General features: G+C 73.7%; 19 protein-coding genes. 9 read left to right on the top strand and 10 right to left on the bottom strand.

Annotation, left to right across the window (positions count from 1 at the left end; genetic code table 11):
• The first annotated feature begins 320 nt into the window (after window positions 1-320).
• From RVR_RS23995 to RVR_RS23985, 3 genes are all read left to right on the top strand, one after another.
• Window positions 321-1,466 (top strand): magnesium and cobalt transport protein CorA, encoded by a 1,146-nt coding sequence (locus RVR_RS23995; RefSeq protein ID WP_202235945.1) that lies wholly within the window; start codon window positions 321-323, stop codon window positions 1,464-1,466.
• Between the two features lie 99 nt (window positions 1,467-1,565).
• Complete coding sequence (locus RVR_RS23990; RefSeq protein WP_202235943.1) at window positions 1,566-2,501, top strand: DMT family transporter; 936 nt, start codon at window positions 1,566-1,568, stop codon at window positions 2,499-2,501.
• A 9-nt stretch (window positions 2,502-2,510) separates the two neighbouring features.
• The gene (locus RVR_RS23985) at window positions 2,511-3,059 is read left to right on the top strand and encodes a hypothetical protein (protein WP_237404930.1); all 549 of its coding nucleotides are present in this window, start codon (window positions 2,511-2,513) and stop codon (window positions 3,057-3,059) included.
• A gap of 26 nt (window positions 3,060-3,085) precedes the next feature.
• On the opposite strand, the gene RVR_RS23980 is transcribed toward RVR_RS23985, so the two are convergent.
• The gene (locus RVR_RS23980; RefSeq protein ID WP_202235941.1) at window positions 3,086-3,808 is read right to left on the bottom strand and encodes a hypothetical protein; all 723 of its coding nucleotides are present in this window, start codon (window positions 3,806-3,808) and stop codon (window positions 3,086-3,088) included.
• Between the two features lie 187 nt (window positions 3,809-3,995).
• On the opposite strand from RVR_RS23980, the gene RVR_RS23975 reads away from it, so the two are divergent.
• Genes RVR_RS23975 through RVR_RS23965 form a run of 3 tightly spaced genes read left to right on the top strand, consistent with a single transcriptional unit; the run spans window position 3,996 to window position 7,236 of the window.
• Window positions 3,996-5,387, top strand: a complete 1,392-nt coding sequence (locus tag RVR_RS23975) for a magnesium transporter MgtE N-terminal domain-containing protein (RefSeq protein ID WP_202235939.1) — start codon at window positions 3,996-3,998, stop codon at window positions 5,385-5,387.
• The gene (locus RVR_RS23970) at window positions 5,377-6,033 is read left to right on the top strand and encodes a DUF1003 domain-containing protein (protein WP_202235937.1); all 657 of its coding nucleotides are present in this window, start codon (window positions 5,377-5,379) and stop codon (window positions 6,031-6,033) included. The genes RVR_RS23975 and RVR_RS23970 overlap by 11 nt, the downstream gene beginning before the upstream one ends.
• Before the next feature lie 33 nt (window positions 6,034-6,066).
• Window positions 6,067-7,236 carry an Mrp/NBP35 family ATP-binding protein gene (locus tag RVR_RS23965; protein ID WP_202235935.1) on the top strand — a complete coding sequence of 390 codons (1,170 nt, stop codon included), beginning with the start codon at window positions 6,067-6,069 and terminating at the stop codon, window positions 7,234-7,236.
• 94 nt (window positions 7,237-7,330) lie between these two features.
• Here RVR_RS23965 and RVR_RS23960 read toward each other — a convergent pair whose 3' ends face one another.
• The 4 genes from RVR_RS23960 to sigE form a co-directional block, all read right to left on the bottom strand.
• Window positions 7,331-7,945 (bottom strand): hypothetical protein, encoded by a 615-nt coding sequence (locus RVR_RS23960; protein WP_202235933.1) that lies wholly within the window; start codon window positions 7,943-7,945, stop codon window positions 7,331-7,333.
• Window positions 7,946-8,105: 160 nt separating this feature from the next.
• Complete coding sequence (locus RVR_RS23955; protein ID WP_202235930.1) at window positions 8,106-8,633, bottom strand: sec-independent translocase; 528 nt, start codon at window positions 8,631-8,633, stop codon at window positions 8,106-8,108.
• Window positions 8,634-8,796: 163 nt separating this feature from the next.
• Window positions 8,797-9,660, bottom strand: coding sequence for a zf-HC2 domain-containing protein (locus tag RVR_RS23950; protein ID WP_202235929.1), 864 nt, complete (start codon window positions 9,658-9,660; stop codon window positions 8,797-8,799).
• Entirely contained in the window at window positions 9,657-10,424 is a 768-nt protein-coding gene (gene sigE, locus RVR_RS23945; RefSeq protein ID WP_202235926.1) for an RNA polymerase sigma factor SigE, read from the bottom strand. Before sigE ends, RVR_RS23950 begins: the two co-directional genes overlap by 4 nt.
• A 162-nt stretch (window positions 10,425-10,586) precedes the next feature.
• Between sigE and RVR_RS23940 the strand changes: the two genes are divergently transcribed.
• Complete coding sequence (locus RVR_RS23940; protein WP_202235916.1) at window positions 10,587-11,255, top strand: O-methyltransferase; 669 nt, start codon at window positions 10,587-10,589, stop codon at window positions 11,253-11,255.
• Window positions 11,256-11,331: 76 nt separating this feature from the next.
• Here RVR_RS23940 and RVR_RS23935 read toward each other — a convergent pair whose 3' ends face one another.
• Window positions 11,332-11,499 (bottom strand): DUF3117 domain-containing protein, encoded by a 168-nt coding sequence (locus RVR_RS23935; RefSeq protein ID WP_073493047.1) that lies wholly within the window; start codon window positions 11,497-11,499, stop codon window positions 11,332-11,334.
• Between the two features lie 246 nt (window positions 11,500-11,745).
• Here RVR_RS23935 and RVR_RS23930 point away from each other — a divergent pair, with 246 nt between their 5' ends.
• Window positions 11,746-12,528, top strand: coding sequence for an enoyl-CoA hydratase-related protein (locus RVR_RS23930; RefSeq protein WP_202235915.1), 783 nt, complete (start codon window positions 11,746-11,748; stop codon window positions 12,526-12,528).
• A gap of 96 nt (window positions 12,529-12,624) precedes the next feature.
• Here the strand turns inward: RVR_RS23930 and RVR_RS23925 are convergent, their stop codons facing one another.
• Both RVR_RS23925 and RVR_RS23920 read right to left on the bottom strand, forming a co-directional pair.
• Window positions 12,625-13,212 (bottom strand): DNA-3-methyladenine glycosylase I, encoded by a 588-nt coding sequence (locus RVR_RS23925; protein WP_202235914.1) that lies wholly within the window; start codon window positions 13,210-13,212, stop codon window positions 12,625-12,627.
• Window positions 13,205-13,696 carry a DivIVA domain-containing protein gene (locus RVR_RS23920; RefSeq protein ID WP_202235913.1) on the bottom strand — a complete coding sequence of 164 codons (492 nt, stop codon included), beginning with the start codon at window positions 13,694-13,696 and terminating at the stop codon, window positions 13,205-13,207. Before RVR_RS23920 ends, RVR_RS23925 begins: the two co-directional genes overlap by 8 nt.
• Window positions 13,697-13,853: 157 nt before the next feature.
• On the opposite strand from RVR_RS23920, the gene folP reads away from it, so the two are divergent.
• Window positions 13,854-14,666, top strand: coding sequence for a dihydropteroate synthase (gene folP, locus RVR_RS23915; protein WP_202239040.1), 813 nt, complete (start codon window positions 13,854-13,856; stop codon window positions 14,664-14,666).
• A gap of 64 nt (window positions 14,667-14,730) precedes the next feature.
• On the opposite strand, the gene RVR_RS23910 is transcribed toward folP, so the two are convergent.
• Together RVR_RS23910 and dapE are read right to left on the bottom strand one after the other, a co-directional pair.
• The gene (locus RVR_RS23910; protein WP_202235912.1) at window positions 14,731-15,561 is read right to left on the bottom strand and encodes an LOG family protein; all 831 of its coding nucleotides are present in this window, start codon (window positions 15,559-15,561) and stop codon (window positions 14,731-14,733) included.
• A gap of 181 nt (window positions 15,562-15,742) precedes the next feature.
• Window positions 15,743-16,810 carry a succinyl-diaminopimelate desuccinylase gene (gene dapE, locus RVR_RS23905; protein WP_202235910.1) on the bottom strand — a complete coding sequence of 356 codons (1,068 nt, stop codon included), beginning with the start codon at window positions 16,808-16,810 and terminating at the stop codon, window positions 15,743-15,745.
• Window positions 16,811-16,832: the final 22 nt, after the last annotated feature.

Raw genomic sequence — 16,832 nt, 5'->3', positions numbered from 1 at the left:
GCGGGGATCGACCGGAGGAGGTGGGGACTGACATGGATCCGAGTCGACCGTGCAGTACCGGCAGCTCTTCCGTATGCCGTTTCGCGCGCTGAGTTCCCCGCCGTACTCGCACGTCCCGCGTTCCTTACCCGGCTGACCGGGCCCGAAACGCGCCACATCGACGAGTCACGGTCCTCCGCACCCCGTCCGGGTGCGCAGACCCCAGCTCCCGCGGAGCCCGCCGCAGCGGAAGAGCGCCCTGAACTGCCTGCGATCACCACGCCCTGATCCGCATTTCAGCGCGGCGCCATGCCGTCGGCCAGTCCGTGAAGGAGCTTGCCATGTCGATGATCCGCGACCTGCGTGCAGTCGTGCGCCCCGCCCTGCGACCGACCCTCCGCAGGTCCACCACGACGTACGAGTACGAACCCGCCCGCGCCCCGCACCCGACCAGTGCGATCGTGGACTGCGCGGTCTACCGCGACGGCGTGCGCCACGACGACGCCACGGACCTGCGCTCGGCGCTGGACGCGGTGCGCGCCGGGCGGACCGGGGCGCAGTGCGACGGCAGCGACGGCTTCGTGTGGATCGGGCTGCACGAACCCACCGAGCAGGAGTTCGCCGGCATCGCCGAGGAGTTCGACCTGCACCCGCTGGCGGTGGAGGACGCCGTCCACGCCCACCAGCGGCCGAAGCTGGAGCGGTACGACAACTCGCTGTTCGCCGTCTTCAAGACCATCCGCTACGTCGAGCACGCCGAACTCACCTCCACCAGCGAGGTGGTGGAGAGCGGCGAGGTGATGGTCTTCACCGGCCGGTACTTCGTGATCACCGTCCGGCACGGCGGCCACGGGTCGCTGCGCGCGCTGCGGCACCGGCTGGAGGACGACCCGGAGCTGCTGGCCAAGGGACCCTCCGCGGTGCTGCACGCGATCGCCGACCGGGTGGTGGACGACTACCTCGCGGTCTCCGAGGCGGTGCAGGACGACATCGACGAGGTGGAGATCGACGTCTTCTCCGCGCACAACGGGAAGACCTCGCGCGGTGGCGACGCCGGGCGGATCTACCAGCTCAAGCGGGAGGTGCTGGAGTTCAAGCGGGCGGTCTCCCCGCTGCTGCGGCCCATGCAGTTGCTCGGCGAGCGGCCGATGCGGCTGATCGACCCGGAGATCCAGAAGTACTTCCGCGACGTGGCCGACCACGTCGCGCGGGTGCACGAGCAGGTCACCGGCTTCGACGACCTGCTCAACTCGATTCTCCAGGCGAACCTCGCGCAGGCCACCGTCGTCCAGAACGAGGACATGCGCAAGATCACCGCGTGGGCCGCGATCCTGGCGGTGCCGACGATGATCACCGGCGTGTACGGCATGAACTTCAAGCACATGCCCGAACTCGGCTGGACGTACAGCTACCCGGTGGTGCTCGCCTCGATCCTGGCCATCTGCTACGCGATCCACCGCGGGTTCCGCCGCAACGGCTGGCTCTAGCCGGGGCCTGCCCCAGCGCCTGCCCCGGCCGCGCGGCCGGTGTGTCCGGTCGGACCCGGCGGGTGCCGGAAGGGCGGGGACGTTCCGTACGCTTGTGCGGTGACCACTCCCGAGCAGACCGCCGCCCGACCCGCCGCCGCGTCGACGGCACAGGCGGGCGCGTCCGAGGGCGGGCGCGGGGTGGACCTGGCGCTGCTGGCCGTGGCGATCTCCGGGGTGTCGCTGTCCGCGCCGCTGATAGCGGCCACGGCCGCCCCCGCGCTGGCGATCGCCTTCTGGCGCAACGCGATGGCGGTGGGGGTGCTCACCCCGGTGGCGCTGTGGCGGCACCGGGGCGAACTGCGGCGGATGGGCCGGCGGGCGACCGGCCTGTCGGTGCTCGCCGGGCTGGTGCTGGCCGCGCACTTCGGGTTGTGGCTGCCCAGCCTGGGCATGACGTCGGTGGCCACCTCGACCGCGCTGGTCACCACCACCCCGATCTGGACCACGCTGATCCTGCGGCTGCGCGGCCACCGCCCGCCCCGGCTGGTGTGGGGCGGCACCGCGCTCGCCGTCGTCGGCGTGCTGATCCTCACCGGACTCGACCTGTCGACCGACGGGCGGGCCCTGGCCGGCGACGCGCTGGCGCTCGGCGCCGGGCTCGCCGCGGCGGTCTACATGCTGCTCGGCTCCGAGGTGCGGCGCACCGCGACGACCACCGCCTACACCTTCGTCTGCTACACGACCACGGCGGTGGCGCTGCTGTGCGCGTGCCTGGTCTCCGGGTCGGCGCTGGGCGGGTACGACGGGCGGACCTGGCTGAAGATCGCGGCGCTGACGGTCGCGGCGCAACTGCTGGGGCACTCGCTGCTGAACCGGGTGGTGCGCGGCCTGGGACCGTCCACCACCTCGACCGCGATCCTGCTGGAGACCCCGGGTGCCGCGCTGATCGCGGGCCTGTGGCTCGGCCAGACCCCGCCGGCGGCCGCCTACCCGGCGCTCGCGGTGATCCTCGGGGGGCTGGCCCTCGTGATCCTCGCCGACCGCCGCCGCTAGCCTGGGCACATGTCGACGCCGTCCACGCAGCCCTCCCCCGCGCCGTCCGCCGAGCCCTCCGCCGACGAGGAACTGGCCGCGCTGGTGGAGGAGGCCGCGAAGAAGTCCGGGCTGGTCTGGGTCAACGGCCAGGCCGTGTGGCACCTGTGGCTGGACGGGGGCCTGCACCTGGTCGCCGGGCCCGGCGAGCAGCCGGTGCCGGACCTGGCGGACGGCGGCACGGCGACCGTGACCGCCCGCAGCAAGGACAAGGGCGGCCGGCTGGTCACCTGGTCGGCGCGGGTGGAGGTGCTGGCGCCGCACGGCGAGCCCTGGGAGGCGGCCGTCGCCGAGCTGAAGGGCAAGCGGCTGAACGCGGTCGACGCCGAGGCGGTGCCGTCGCGGTGGGCGGCCGAGTGCCGGGTCTTCCGGCTGGCGCCGACCGGGAGCGTGCCGGAGCACCCGGGCGCGATGCCGGACTCCTCGGGCGCCGCCGTGCCCCCCGCCACCTCCGCGACCACCCGCCGGCCGGCTCCCGCGGGCCTGCCGAAGCTGCTGGCCCGGCGCCGCCGGACCTGACCGCCCCCGCCCGGGCGCGGCGCGCGCTACTTGCCGACGGTCTTGCCGTAGTCCAGCACCTCGGACTTGGCGGGGGCGGCGAGGGTGAAGTCCTGGCCCCAGTCCGAGAGGGTCAGCGTGCCCGCGTCGCCCGCCCGCTCGTAGCGCAGCGGGTACGGCGAGCCCTTCAGGGAGATGTCCAGGGACCCGCCCTTGGACCCGTCCAGCGCGATGGTCCTGGTGGAGCCGACCTTGCGGTGGGCACCGGTCCTGACCTCGCCGTCGAGCACGAACAGGTCGGCGAGCAGCGTCTTCTTGTCGGTGAACCCGGAGAACTGCTGGTAGGACGGGTCGGTGGTGGGCACCTTGACGTACTTGCCGTTGAGCTTCTGGGCCGCGGCCTTGCTGTCCTCGTCGGTGCCGCCGTCGCCGTAGAAGTCGGCTCCCGCCTTGAGGTAGAGGTCGTCGCCGACGCGCAGCAGTTGGAAGGTGTCGCCCTTGCTGCTGACCTCGCCGACGCCCCCGTTGCCGCGCAGCCGCATGTCGAGGCGGTAGGTGCGGCCGCCGCTGACCACCGTGCCGGCCAGCCGGACCGCGGTGGCTCCCGCGGCCGCGGACTTCGCCTTCTGCTCGATGGTCGCCGCCGGGAGCTTGCCGACGCCGTTGGTGCCGGCGTCGGGGTCGCCGCCGAGGCCGAGGCAGCCGGTGAGCAGGCCGCCCGCGCCGAGGACGGTCAGGGCGGCGGCGAGTGTCCTGCGGCCGTGGTGCACGGGTGGTTCCTCCAGGGACGGCGGCTGCGGGCCGCCCCGAAGCTACCGCAGGGTTACTCCCGGGGACCATCCCGCGGGGCGGGCAAGATCGGCCCGGAGTAGCCTGTGGCGGTGCGGCGGGTGCGTCCCGCCGGCACCGGAGCAGCCCACCGGAGCAGCCCACCGCGGACCGTAGGAGGCCACCGACATGGCGGCAGGAGCCCCCCGGGTCTTCGTCTCGCACCTGGCCGGGGTCGCCGTCTTCGATCCGAACGGCGACCAGGTCGGACGGGTGCGCGACGTGGTCGTGATGCTGCGTGTCCGCGGTCGCCCGCCGCGGGTGCTCGGCCTGGTGGTCGAGGTGGTCAGCCGGCGGCAGATCTTCCTGCCCATGACGCGGGTCACCGGCGTGGAGTCCGGGCAGGTCATCACCACCGGCGTGGTGAACATGCGGCGCTTCGAGCAGCGGCCGACCGAGACGCTGGTGCTGGGCGAGCTGCTGGACCGCCGGGTGCGGCTGGCCACGGACGAGTCGGGCTCCCCCGCCGAGACGCCCGCCGCCGCGGCCCGCTCCGCCGCCGGACAGGCGCCCTCCGTCGAGGTCACCGTGCTCGACGTGTCGATGACGCAGCTGCCCTCCCGGCGGGACTGGGAGATCGACAAGGTCTTCGTCCGGCGCGGCAGGGGCAGGGCGCTGCGGCGCCGGGGCGAGGCGCTGACCGTGGACTGGTCGGTGGTCAGCGGGTTCTCGCTCGCCGAGGAGGGCCAGGGCGCGGAGAACCTGGTGGCGACCTTCGAGCAGTTGCGCCCGGCCGACCTGGCGAACGTGCTGCACCACCTGTCGCCCAAGCGCCGCGGCGAGGTGGCCGCCGCCCTCGACGACGACCGGCTCGCCGACGTCCTGGAGGAGCTGCCGGACGACGACCAGGTGGAGATCCTCGGCAAGCTGAAGGAGGAGCGGGCCGCCGACGTGCTGGAGGCGATGGACCCCGACGACGCCGCCGACCTGCTCGCCGAGCTGCCGCCCGACGAGCAGGAGCGCCTGCTCACCCTGATGCAGCCCCAGGAGGCCGCGGGCGTGCGGCGGCTGCTGTCGTACGAGGAGCGCACCGCGGGCGGGCTGATGACGACCGAGCCGATCGTGCTGCGCCCGGACGCGACGGTCGCCGACGCGCTGGCCCGCATCCGCAACCCCGACCTGTCCCCGGCGCTGGCCGCCCAGGTGTACGTGTGCCGGCCGCCGGACGACACCCCGACCGGCAAGTACCTCGGCCTGGTGCACTTCCAGCGGCTGCTGCGCGACCCGCCGTTCACGCTGCTCGGCTCGATCGTGGACACCGACCTGCAACCGCTGGAGCCGGACACCGGGCTGCCGTCGGTGACCAGCTTCCTGGCCACGTACAACATGATCTCGGCGCCCGTGGTCGACGACAGCGGCTCGCTGCTGGGCGCGGTGACCGTGGACGACGTGCTGGACCACCTGCTGCCCGACGACTGGCGGGAGACCGCGGCCTACGGCGCTGAGGACGGTACCGAGCCGGACGACGGCGCCGACGGCCGCGGGGCGGACGAGCGCGCGGAGGCACCCGATGGCCGCTGACGAGCGCGAGCGCACGCGCCACCCCTCGGGCGCGACGGCGACCGGGCGCCCCCGCAAGAACCGGCTGGACCAGCCGCGCGAGCCGCGCCGCAGCCTGCTGCCGTCCTACGACCCGGACGCGTTCGGCAAGCTCTCCGAGCGGGTGGCGCGGTTCCTGGGCACCGGGCGGTTCATCGTCTGGATGACGGTGATCATCATCGTCTGGGTGCTGTGGAACGTCTTCGCGCCGCGGGCCATCCAGTTCGACCACTACCCGTTCATCTTCCTGACCCTGATGCTCTCGCTCCAGGCCTCCTACGCGGCGCCGCTGATCCTGCTCGCGCAGAACCGGCAGGACGACCGGGACCGGGTGAACCTCGAACAGGACCGCAAGCAGAACGAGCGGAGCATCGCCGACACCGAGTACCTGACCCGCGAGGTGGCCGCGCTGCGGATGGGCCTGGGCGAGGTCGCCACCCGGGACTGGATCCGCTCGGAGCTGCAGGACCTGGTCAAGGAGATCGAGGAGCGGCGCCAGGAATCCGAACGGCACGGCACCGAGCGGCACGGCACCGGCCGGCAGGGCGCCGACCGGCACGGCACCGGCCGACAGGGCGCCGACCGGCAGCGGCCGACCCGTGACGAAGGCGACGGCCGGGGCCGCTGAAGGGCCGCTCCGGTCCGCCGTATCCTCGTGCGTATGGCTACCGCTCTGCACGGTTCGACTCCGACCGGCACCCCCACCGACGACGCCGTACGCGCCGCCCTGGCGACCGTTGACGACCCGGAGATCCACAAGCCGATCACCGAGCTCGGCATGGTGAAATCCGTGGACATCGCCGACGACGGCTCCGTCGCCGTCACCGTCTACCTCACCGTGTCCGGCTGCCCGATGCGGGACGAGATCAGCGGCCGGGTCACCGCCGCCGTCGAGGGCGTGGCCGGGGTGACCTCGGTACGGGTCGAGCTGGACGTGATGAGCGACGAGCAGCGCCGGGAGCTGGCGGCCTCGCTGCGCGGCGGCCAGGCCGAGAAGGAGATCCCCTTCGCCCAGCCCGGCTCGCTGACCCGGGTCTACGCGGTCGCCTCCGGCAAGGGCGGCGTCGGCAAGTCGTCGGTGACGGTCAACCTCGCGGCCGCGATGGCCGCCGACGGCCTGAAGGTCGGCGTGGTCGACGCGGACATCTACGGGCACAGCGTGCCGCGGATGCTCGGCGCGGAGGGCCGCCCCACCCAGGTCGAGAACATGATCATGCCGCCGTCGGCGAACGGCGTGAAGGTCATCTCGATCGGCATGTTCACCCCGGGCAACGCGCCGGTGGTGTGGCGCGGGCCGATGCTGCACCGCGCGCTCCAGCAGTTCCTCGCGGACGTGTACTGGGGCGACCTCGACGTCCTGCTGCTGGACCTGCCGCCCGGCACCGGCGACATCGCGATCTCGGTCGCGCAGCTCATGCCGAACGCGGAGATCCTGGTGGTGACCACCCCGCAGCAGGCGGCGGCGGAGGTCGCCGAGCGGGCCGGGTCGATCGCCGTGCAGACCCACCAGAAGATCGTCGGCGTCGTGGAGAACATGGCGGGCATGCCGTGCCCGCACTGCGACGAGGTCGTCGAGGTGTTCGGCACCGGCGGCGGTGACCGGGTGGCCGAGGGGCTGTCCCGCACCACCGGGACGACGGTGCCCGTGCTCGGCCGCATCCCGATCGACGTGCGGCTGCGGGAGGGCGGCGACGACGGCACGCCGGTGACGCTCGCGGCGCCCGACTCCCCGGCGGGCGCGGCGCTGCGGGGCATCGCCGGCAAGCTCACGAACCGCTCGCGCGGGCTGGCGGGGATGTCCCTCGGGATCACCCCCCGCAACAAGTTCTGACCGGTCTCCCCGGGGTCGGTCCCGCCGGCCCCGGGGAACCCCGGAAGATCGGGGTACCCGGGCAGATCGGGGTACCCGACCCGGGCCGTTGCCGCTATCCCGCGTACGCCGAGAGGTCGGGGACGGCCGCCAGGGCCAGGCCGTAGGCGGAGAGGTTGCGGCCGTAGGCGCCGAGGTGCACCCCGGAGGCCGACCCGGCCATCACCCAGCCGTACTCCGACTCGCGGTAGTGGAAGGCGGTCGGCACCCCGTCGACCGGAAGGGTGAGCGAGGACCAGCCGGCCCCGGTCAGCTCGTCCGCGAGCTCCCACGCCGCCGAGATCTGCTGGTCGAGCCAGTCCTGCCGCAGCGCGCGGTCCATCCGGGTGGGCCAGGTCGCCGACAGCAGCCCCGAGCCGGCCAGCCAGGCCGCGGAGGAGACCGACGTGGCCTCCATGACGCCGGTGCCGTCCGCGCTGCGCCGCAGCGGGCGCTCGGCGACGGTCACCACGACCGCGAACTTCTGCCCCTCGGGGTCGGCGGCCTCGGCCTTGAGCGAGGGCTCGTCGCCGTGTCCGATCGCCCCGTGTTCGACGGTCCCGTCCGCGCCGGCGCCGAGCTGGCCGAGCCACCGGGGCCCGGTGAACGCCTGGTCCAGCCCGTACCAGGGGAAGTCGGCCGACAGGTAGCCCTCGACCGCCCCCTGTCGCGTGCCGGTCTTCGTCTCCATATGGGTCGCGCCTCCTCGATGACCGCCCTCCTGGGCGACATGTCATCTTGCCCGACCATGGGCGGTTTCGGGACGCGAAACGGCGCGGGGTGACGCCGAACACACGGACAACGGCCATGCAATCGGGTGAAATTGCGGATTCGGGTTGACGCGGCGCCGGTCAGGTCGCGTCGGTGTCAAACGGCGGCGGCTCCTCGGCTCCCGGCTTCCTCAGCCGGTCCGGGGTGCCACCGGATTCCGCGGCCCCGGCCCCGGCGGCACCCGACCCGGCGGACGCCGCCGAGGAGGCTGACGCGGCGGACGAGCCGTTGACGCCCGTCTTCACCCCGTTGACCGCGTCGGTGACCTCCGCCATGTCCTTGCGCAGGTCGGTGACGTCGAGGTCCTTGCGCAGGTCGAGGCTCTTGCCGAGGTCCTTCAGCTCGCCGAGTCCGTACTCGTCGTTCTCGCTGTTGATCAGGTTCTTGCGGATGAAGGTCTTCGGGTTGAGGTCCTCGAACTCGAAGTCCTTGAACTCCGGACCCAGCTCGCGGCGGATGTCCTCCTTGGCGCTGTCGGAGAACTCCCGCACCTTCCGGATGAACGCCATGGCGTCCTGGATGAGCTTGGGCAGCTTGTCCGGACCGAAGACGAGCACCGCAAGGACGACGAGCGCGACCAGCTCCAGCGGGCCTATGTCGAAGAACACCTTGCAGCTCCTTGTGACGTCCACGGCCGGCGTGGGCGGGGACCGGCGGAATTCACGGTACCTGCCCGAGCAGGCGATACGGGAGTGGCTGTGGCCAACACTATGCCGCCGCCTGGCGGAACCCCGGGCCGGCACCGGCCGGGCCCGGGTGCCGGACCACCGCTCAGCGCAACGGGAACGAGTGGTCCGACGCCTGCTGGACCGGCGCTATCAACGGGACGGACGTGGCGGAGGCGAGCACCGTCCGCCCGCGCCGCTGCTGCTCCTCGCGCTCCGCGCCGAGCACCCCGCGCGGGATGCTCCCGCGGGTGTCGGAGACCTGGCCGGCGCTGAGCGGGCTGACCGCGGGGCCGTCGTCGGGTCGGGCACCGCCGTCCATCGACGCCTCCATCGGCAGCGCGCTGCCGATGGCGATCGCCGCCATCGAGAAGGCGCCGGCGGCGGCGAAGGCGAACCGGCGCCCGCGGGAGGTGCTGTCGTGGACCCGGAAGCCGCGGCCGCGGCCGTCACCGGCGGGCACCAGGTCGGCGGCCGGGCCGAGGAAGGAGTACTCCTCGCGCCGCGCGCCCCCGGACCGGGCCAGGCCCGAGCCGGAACGGTCGGCGTCCGGACCGCCCGGGTCGGAGAGCACCGGATCGGGCACCGGGGGCCGCGAACCGAAGAAGCCGCCGTCGAACGGGCCGCGGCGGTGGCCGGGGCCGCCCGCCTCGTCGGCCGACAGGCCCCGGGGGCGGGTCGGGCCGCCCGGTCCGTCCTCGCCGTCCATCGCCGGCAGGCCCTGGAGGCGCGCCAGCAGGCCGGCCGAGATGGCCGGCAGCTCCGAGCCGGCGATCACGCTCTTGAGCCGCCGCTGCTCGGCAGCAGCGGTCTTACACTGTGCGCATGTCGCGAGATGGGCCATCACCCGGTCCCGGCTGTCGTCCGAGAGTTCGCCGTCGACGAAGGCGGCGAGTCGGTCACCGAGGTGCTGCTCGGCGGGTGCAGGACGTTGGGGACGGTGCTGCTCGCCTGAACCGCTGCTGCTCACGCTCTGCCGCCCTCCAGGGGTTTGGGTGCGGTGGCAGCGAGTGCGGGCGCCGGGCGCGCTCCGGGCGCCCGGTGCTCCAGAGCCTTGCGCAGGTGCGAGCGGCCGCGGTGGATGCGGCTCCGCACGGTGCCCAGCTTCACCCCGAGCGTCGCGGCGATCTCCTCGTACGACAGCCCCTCGATGTCGCAGAGCACCACGGCGGCACGGAACTCCGGCGCGAGGGTGTCCAGCGCCTGCTGGACGTCCGCGTCGAAGTGGGTGTCGCTGAAGTGCTGCGCCGGGGACGGCTCGCGGCTGGGCAGCCGCTCCGCCGCGTCGTCGCCGAGGGCGTCGAAACGGATGCGCTGGCGGCGCCGCACCATGTCCAGGAAGAGGTTCGTGGTGATGCGGTGCAGCCAGCCCTCGAAGGTGCCGGGCGTGTAGGTGGACAGGGAGCGGAAGACCCGCACGAAGACCTCCTGGGTGAGGTCCTCCGCGTCGTGCTGGTTCCCGGTCAGGCGGTAGGCCAGCCGGTACACCCGGGCACTGTGCGTGCTGACGATCTCCTCCCAGGAAGGAGGCGTCCACGTCGGGCCGTCTCCGTCGGTGGCGAACGTCGCGGTCGCGGTCGCGGAGTCGGTCGTGCGTGAACTGTCATCAGCGGTGTCGGTCACGGATTTGGGCTGTCCGGTGGACTTGCGGAAGCGGTCGAGCATTCCCCGGTCACCGGTCACAGCCGCACCTCCCCTGTCGGCTCTGGTGGTCTCCAGTAGAGCCCCTACCATATCCACCTCGCCCGTTAGTTCCGGATAAGTGCGCTGCTGCCGAAGCGGGAAGGGGGCTTGTGCTCCGTCCCCGCCGGGGGCTGTTGCCACCCGTGCTGTCTAACGCCCGGTCCCATCAGCAGGTTCCCGTCGGCAGCGGATACAGTCGCCCGGTCGGCGCAATTGCAAGGAGAACACCGGACAAGGGGAGCGGCCATCATCGGCAACCGGCAGGCGAGCTGGGCGTTCGCGGACGCGTTCGTGGCCGAGGACGACGCCCTGGTCGACGCGCGCGCCCGCTCGCACGCGGCCGCGCTGCGCGCGGTCTCCCCCGGCACCGGCGCGGCCCTGCGGCTGCTCGCCGGCGCCTGCGACGCGAAAGCCGTGGTGGAGATCGGCACCGGCGCCGGCGTCTCCGGTATCCACCTGATGCGCGGCATGCGGCCCGACGGGGTGCTGACGACCGTGGACTCCGAGCCCGACCGGCAGCAGCTCGCCCGCCAGGCGTACCGCGAGGCCGGGATCGCGGCGAACCGGGCCCGCTTCATCTGCGGCCGCGCCCTCGACGTGCTGCCCCGGCTCACCGACGGCGGTTACGACCTGGTCTTCTGCGACGCCGACCGGCTGGAGTGCCTGGCCTACCTCGACGAGTCGCTGCGGCTGCTGCGCCCGGGCGGCGTGCTCTGCTTCGAGGGGACCTTCGCCCAGGGCCGCGCGCTGGACGCCGCCCACCAGGACGCGGAGTCCGTGCACTTGCGCGAGCTGATGCGCGCGGTACGCGACAGCCCGCGGCTGGCCCCGGTGCTGCTGCCCACCGACGACGGACTGCTGTGCGCGGTGCGCCGCGCCTGACGCCCGCCCCGGAAAAGGCGCACGGCCACGTACGCGGATCGACGTACGTGGCCGTGGTGGTTTCGGACCGCTGGTCTCAGACGATGGCCTTCTTCAGCGCGTCGCCCAGGGCGTCCGCCTCGTCCGGGGTCAGCTCGACGACAAGCCGCCCGCCACCCTCCAGCGGAACGCGCATGATGATGCTCCGCCCCTCCTTGGTCACCTCGAGCGGGCCGTCACCCGTCCGCGGCTTCATGGCCGCCATGCTCGTTCCCCTTCCTGAAACCAGCTCGGACTCGAACACATTGGTTCTCGGCCATTATCCCGCATCAGTCGACCCGATGACCAATAGCCGTAGCACCCCGTTGTACATTCCGATCCCCCAAAACCGGCTATTCCGGCGGGCCGGACGGCTCGGAGGCGCTGCGCGGTTTGACGTACGTCACATGTCGGGCGGTCGGCCGGTCCGGCATCCTGGCCAGGACACTTGCCGCGACGAAGGGGTTCTGGCATGGGCGAGAGCGTGCTGTACGAGGTCGAGGACGGCTTGGCGACGGTCACCCTGAACCGGCCGGAGGCGATGAACGCGCTCGACACGGGGACGAAGGACGCGCTGCGGGACGCGCTGGTCGCGGCGGGCTCCGACCGGGCGGTGCGCGCCGTGCTGCTCACCGCCCGGGGCCGGGCCTTCTGCGTGGGGCAGGACCTCAAGGAGCACGTCGCGACCCTGGAGGCGGGCGGCGGGCTGTCGACGGTCGCCGAGCACTACAACCCGATCACCACCGCGCTGGCCACCATGCCGAAGCCGGTGGTGGCCGCGGTCAACGGGGCCGCGGCCGGCGCGGGGGCGGGGTTCGCCTTCGCCGCGGACTACCGGCTCGCGGCGGACACCGCGTCCTTCACCACCGCGTTCGCCGGGGTGGCGCTGTCCACGGACTCGGGGATGTCGTGGACGCTGCCGCGGCTGGTCGGCCAGGCGCGGGCGGCGGAACTGCTGCTGTTCCCGCGGTCGGTGCCCGCGCAGGAGGCGCTGGAGCTCGGCCTGGTGCACCGGGTGCTCCCGGCGGAGGAGCTGGCGCAGGCGGCGGTCGCGGTCGCCCGGCGGCTCGCCGACGGCCCGACGGTCGCGTACGCGGCGATCAAGGAGGCACTGGCCTACGGGGCGTCGCACACGCTGGAGGAGACGCTGGCCCGCGAGGACGTGCTCCAGGCGCGGGCGGGCGGGTCGGCGGACCACCGGGAGGGCGTCGCGGCCTTCGTCGCCAAGCGGAAGCCGCACTTCGAGGGCCGCTGACGGGCCGCGGGGCTCGCCGCGGGCCGGGCCCGGGAACCACCGCGGGCGGCCCGCGCGAGCCGCCGCGGGACCGGGCCCGGGCCCGGGCCGCGGCGGTCAGCGGGCCGCGCAGTCCGCCAGGTGGTCGTTGACCAGGCCGCACGCCTGCATCAGCGCGTGGGCGGTGGTGGGGCCCACGAAGCGGAAGCCGCGCTTCTTCAGGTCCTTGGACAGCGCGGTGGACTCCGGGGTGGTGGCCGCGACGTCGGACAGGGTGCGGGGGGCCGGGCGGGTCGCCGGGTCGGGTGCGAAGGACCAGATCAGGGCGTCGAGGCCGCCGTCATGGGTCTCGCGCACGGTGCGGGCGGCGGCCGCGTTGGAGATCGCCGCGTCGACCTTGGCGCGGTTGCGGATGATCCCGGGATCGGCGAGCAGCCTGGTGCGGTCCTCGTCGGTGAAGGCGGCGACCTCGTCGATGGCGAAACGCCGGAAGGCGGTCCTGAAGGTCTCGCGGCGGCGCAGGATCGTGATCCACGACAGCCCGGACTGGAACGCCTCCAGGCAGATCCGCTCGAAGAGCGCGTCGTCGCCGTGCACCGGCTTGCCCCACTCCGTGTCGTGGTAGTCCACGTAGTCGGGAGTGGACAGCCCCCAGGGGCAGCGGAGCAGCCCGTCGGGGCCCGCGAGGGCGGCGCCGTCACTCACCGGCGCCGCCCGGGCGGCCGTCGGCACCGGGCGCGGGCGGCTGCCCGTAGGCGTCGCCGGGGCCCGCACCGGGCTCCTGGCCGTACTCCCGGCCGTATCCCCGGCCGAAGCCCTCCCCGCCGCCGTACGGGCCCTCCGGGGCCGTTTCCGGGGCCGGCCCGCCGGCGGCGGGGGTGCCGTGGCGGTGCGCGCCCGCCTGGACGCCGGCGAGGTGGGCCTCCAGCTCGGCGATCCGGGCGTCGCGCTCGGCCAGCTCCGCGCCGAGCCGCTCCAGCACCTCGTCCACGTCGACCATCCGGTAGCCGCGCAGGCCCACCGGCAGCCGGACCGCGTCCACGTCGGCGCGGGCCAGCGGACGGTCGGGGGGCAGCCGGTCCTCGAGCCGGTCGGGCTGGGCGTCCGCCAGCGCGCCGCCGTCGCCGAGCACGGCCAGCGCCACCGCGGCGACCACCGCGACCAGCGCGATGAGCATGAACCAGAACACTCGATCTCCCGGGGTACGGCCCAGGGACCTGCCGTCCGGATCGGCAGGTCCTCCATGTCAGGCACGATCGTGCCACGATCGCATGAGTCTGAGATGAGGAGTGACCGTGGGACTTCGGCTGGGCAGCCGGGAATTCGGTGAGCGGGAGCCGGTGATCATGGCGATCGTGAACCGCACGCCCGACTCGTTCTACGACCAGGGGGCCACCTTCACCGACGAGCCGGCGCTCGAACGGGTCGCGCGGGTCGTGGACGAGGGCGCCGCGATCGTGGACGTCGGCGGGGTCAAGGCCGGTCCCGGCGAGGAGGTGTCGGCGGGGGAGGAGATCCGGCGCACGGTCGGCTTCGTCGCGGAGGTGCGGCGGCGCCACCCCGACGTCGTGATCAGCGTGGACACCTGGCGGCACGAGGTCGCCGAGGCCGTCTGCGAGGTCGGCGCCGACCTGCTCAACGACGCGTGGGGCGGAGTGGACCCGCGGCTGGCCGAGGTCGCCGCGCGGTACGGCGTGGGGCTGGTGTGCACCCACGCGGGCGGCGCCCGGCCGCGGACCCGCCCGCACCGGGTCGCCTACGAGGACGTGATGGCCGACATCCTCGACGTCACGGTCGGGCTCGCCGAGCGCGCGGCGGGGCTCGGGGTGCGGCGCGACGGCATCCTCATCGACCCCGGGCACGACTTCGGGAAGAACACCCGCCACTCGCTGGAGGCGACGCGGCGGCTGCCCGAGATGACGGCCACCGGGTGGCCGGTGCTGGTCTCCCTGTCCAACAAGGACTTCGTCGGAGAGACCCTCGACCGGCCCGTCAGGGAGCGGCTGGTCGGCACGCTCGCGACCACCGCCGTCTCGGCGTGGCTCGGCGCGCGGGTGTACCGGGTGCACGAGGTGCCGGAGACCCGGCAGGTCCTGGAGATGGTCGCCGCGATCGCGGGCCACCGGGCCCCCGCGGTGGCCCGCAGGGGGCTCGCCTGACCCTCCCGGTCGGTGGTCCCCGCGGCCGGGACGGTTCCACCCCGGAGGGTCAGGGGCGCCGTCCTTACGCGCTCTCCTTGGTGACCCGCTCGACCGCTTCATCGACGTCGTCGGTGACGTGGAAGAGCTCCAGGTCGGCCGGGGACGCCTTGCCCTCGGCGACGAGGGTCTGGCGGACCCAGGAGACCAGGCCGCCCCAGTACTCGCTGCCGAACAGCACGATCGGGAAGCGCGTGACCTTCTTCGTCTGCACCAGGGTGAGCGCCTCGAACAGCTCGTCGAGCGTGCCGAAGCCGCCGGGCAGGACCACGAACCCGTGGGCGTACTTCACGAACATGGTCTTGCGGACGAAGAAGTAGCGGAAGTTGACGCCGATGTCGACGTAGGGGTTGAGCCCCTGCTCGAAGGGCAGCTCGATGCCGAGGCCGACGGAGACGCCGCCGGCTTCGAGGGCGCCCTTGTTGGCCGCTTCCATGGCGCCCGGGCCGCCGCCGGTGATCACGGCGAAGCCGGCCTCGGCGAGGGCGCGGCCGATCCGGACCCCGGCGTCGTACTCGCGGGAGTCGACCGGGGTGCGGGCGGAGCCGAACACGCTGACCGCGGAGCCCAGTTCGGCGAGCGCGCCGAAGCCCTCCACGAACTCGGACTGGATGCGCAGCACCCGCCACGGGTCGCTGTGCACCCACTCGGCGCCGCCGCGGCTGTCCAGCAGCCGCTGGTCGGTGGTGCCGGACAGCACCTGCCCCCGTCGGCGGATCACCGGACCGGTGTGCCGTTCCGGCCAGCCCTTGCCCTCCGGGCGGCCCTCGGCGGCGGCGTTGGCCGCGGCCGCGACGTCCTGCCAGTCACCCGCGTTCCCCTTCGCGTCGTCGGGGTCGTTCGCGTCTGTTGTCATACCCGCAGCGTAAGGGCTGTCCCGCGATCCCCGGCGGATGAGCGTGCGGCGCCGGATGCGGTGGATCGCAGGGCGGAGGACGCCCCGATACCGGGACGTACACGGATGATCCGGGCGTACGACGAAGCGCCGCAGCCGTCGTCGTACGCCCGGCGGGAGGCGGGGCCACAGGGCGCGGGGGCTACGCGGTGAGCCACTGCCGCAGCTTGCGCTCGGCCTCCCGGACGGCGGCGGTCCGCACGTGCTCCTCACGGGTGTGCGCGAGCGTCGGGTCGCCCGGGCCGTAGTTCACCGCGGGCACGCCGAGCGCGGAGAAGCGCGCGACGTCCGTCCACGCCTCCTTGGCGGCCGGCGGGGTGCCGATCGCCTCGACGAACGCGGCCGCGGCCGGCTGCGACAGGCCGGGCAGCGCGCCCGGCGCGCTGTCGGTGAGCACCACCTCGAAGCCGTCGAAGACCCCGCGCACCCGCTCCAGCGCCTCGTCCTCGCTCTGGTCCGGCGCGAAGCGGTAGTTGACGGTGACCGCGCAGCTGTCCGGGATGACGTTCCCGGCGTGGCCGCCCTCGATCAGCACCGCGTTCAGGCCCTCCGGGTAGACCAGGCCGTCGATCTCCACCCGGCGCGGCTCGTACGCCGCCAGCCGGGCCAGGATCGGGGCGGCCTTGTGGATGGCGTTCTCGCCCAGCCAGCTACGGGCGGAGTGGGCGCGGCGGCCGGTGGTCCGCACCTGGACCCGCAGGGTGCCCTGGCAGCCGCCGTCCACCCGGCCGTCGGTGGGCTCCATCAGCACCGCGAAGTCGCCGGCGAGCCAGTCCGGATGGCGGTCGGCCAGCCGCTTCAGGCCGTTGAACTCGGCGGCGATCTCCTCCGCGTCGTAGAAGACGAAGGTCAGGTCGCGGTTGGGGGCCGGCAGGCCGGCGGCCAGCTTCAGCTGCACCGCGACGCCCGCCTTCATGTCGGAGGTGCCGCAGCCCCACAGCACGCCGTCCGCGTCCAGCCGCGAGGGCAGGTTGTCCGCGATCGGCACGGTGTCCAGGTGGCCAGCCAGCACCACGCGTTCGGCCCGGCCGAGCCCGGTCCTCGCCACCACCGCGTGGCCGTCCCGGTCCACCCGCAGGTGCGGCAGCGCGGCCAGCGCCGCCTCCACCAGGTCGGCCAGCTCCCCCTCCTCCCGGCTCACCGACCGCACGTCCACGAGCTGCGCCGTCAGCGCGGCGACGTCCTGCTCAAGATCCAGACCGTTTCCCATCCCGCCACCCTAAGGGCCGTGC

Origin of the sequence: Streptomyces sp. SN-593 (genome assembly GCF_016756395.1) — a bacterium.
In the GTDB taxonomy this organism is placed as follows: domain Bacteria; phylum Actinomycetota; class Actinomycetes; order Streptomycetales; family Streptomycetaceae; genus Actinacidiphila; species Actinacidiphila reveromycinica.
The sequence above is the reverse complement of the archived record's forward strand: the minus strand, read 5'-3'. Positions and strand labels throughout refer to the sequence as shown.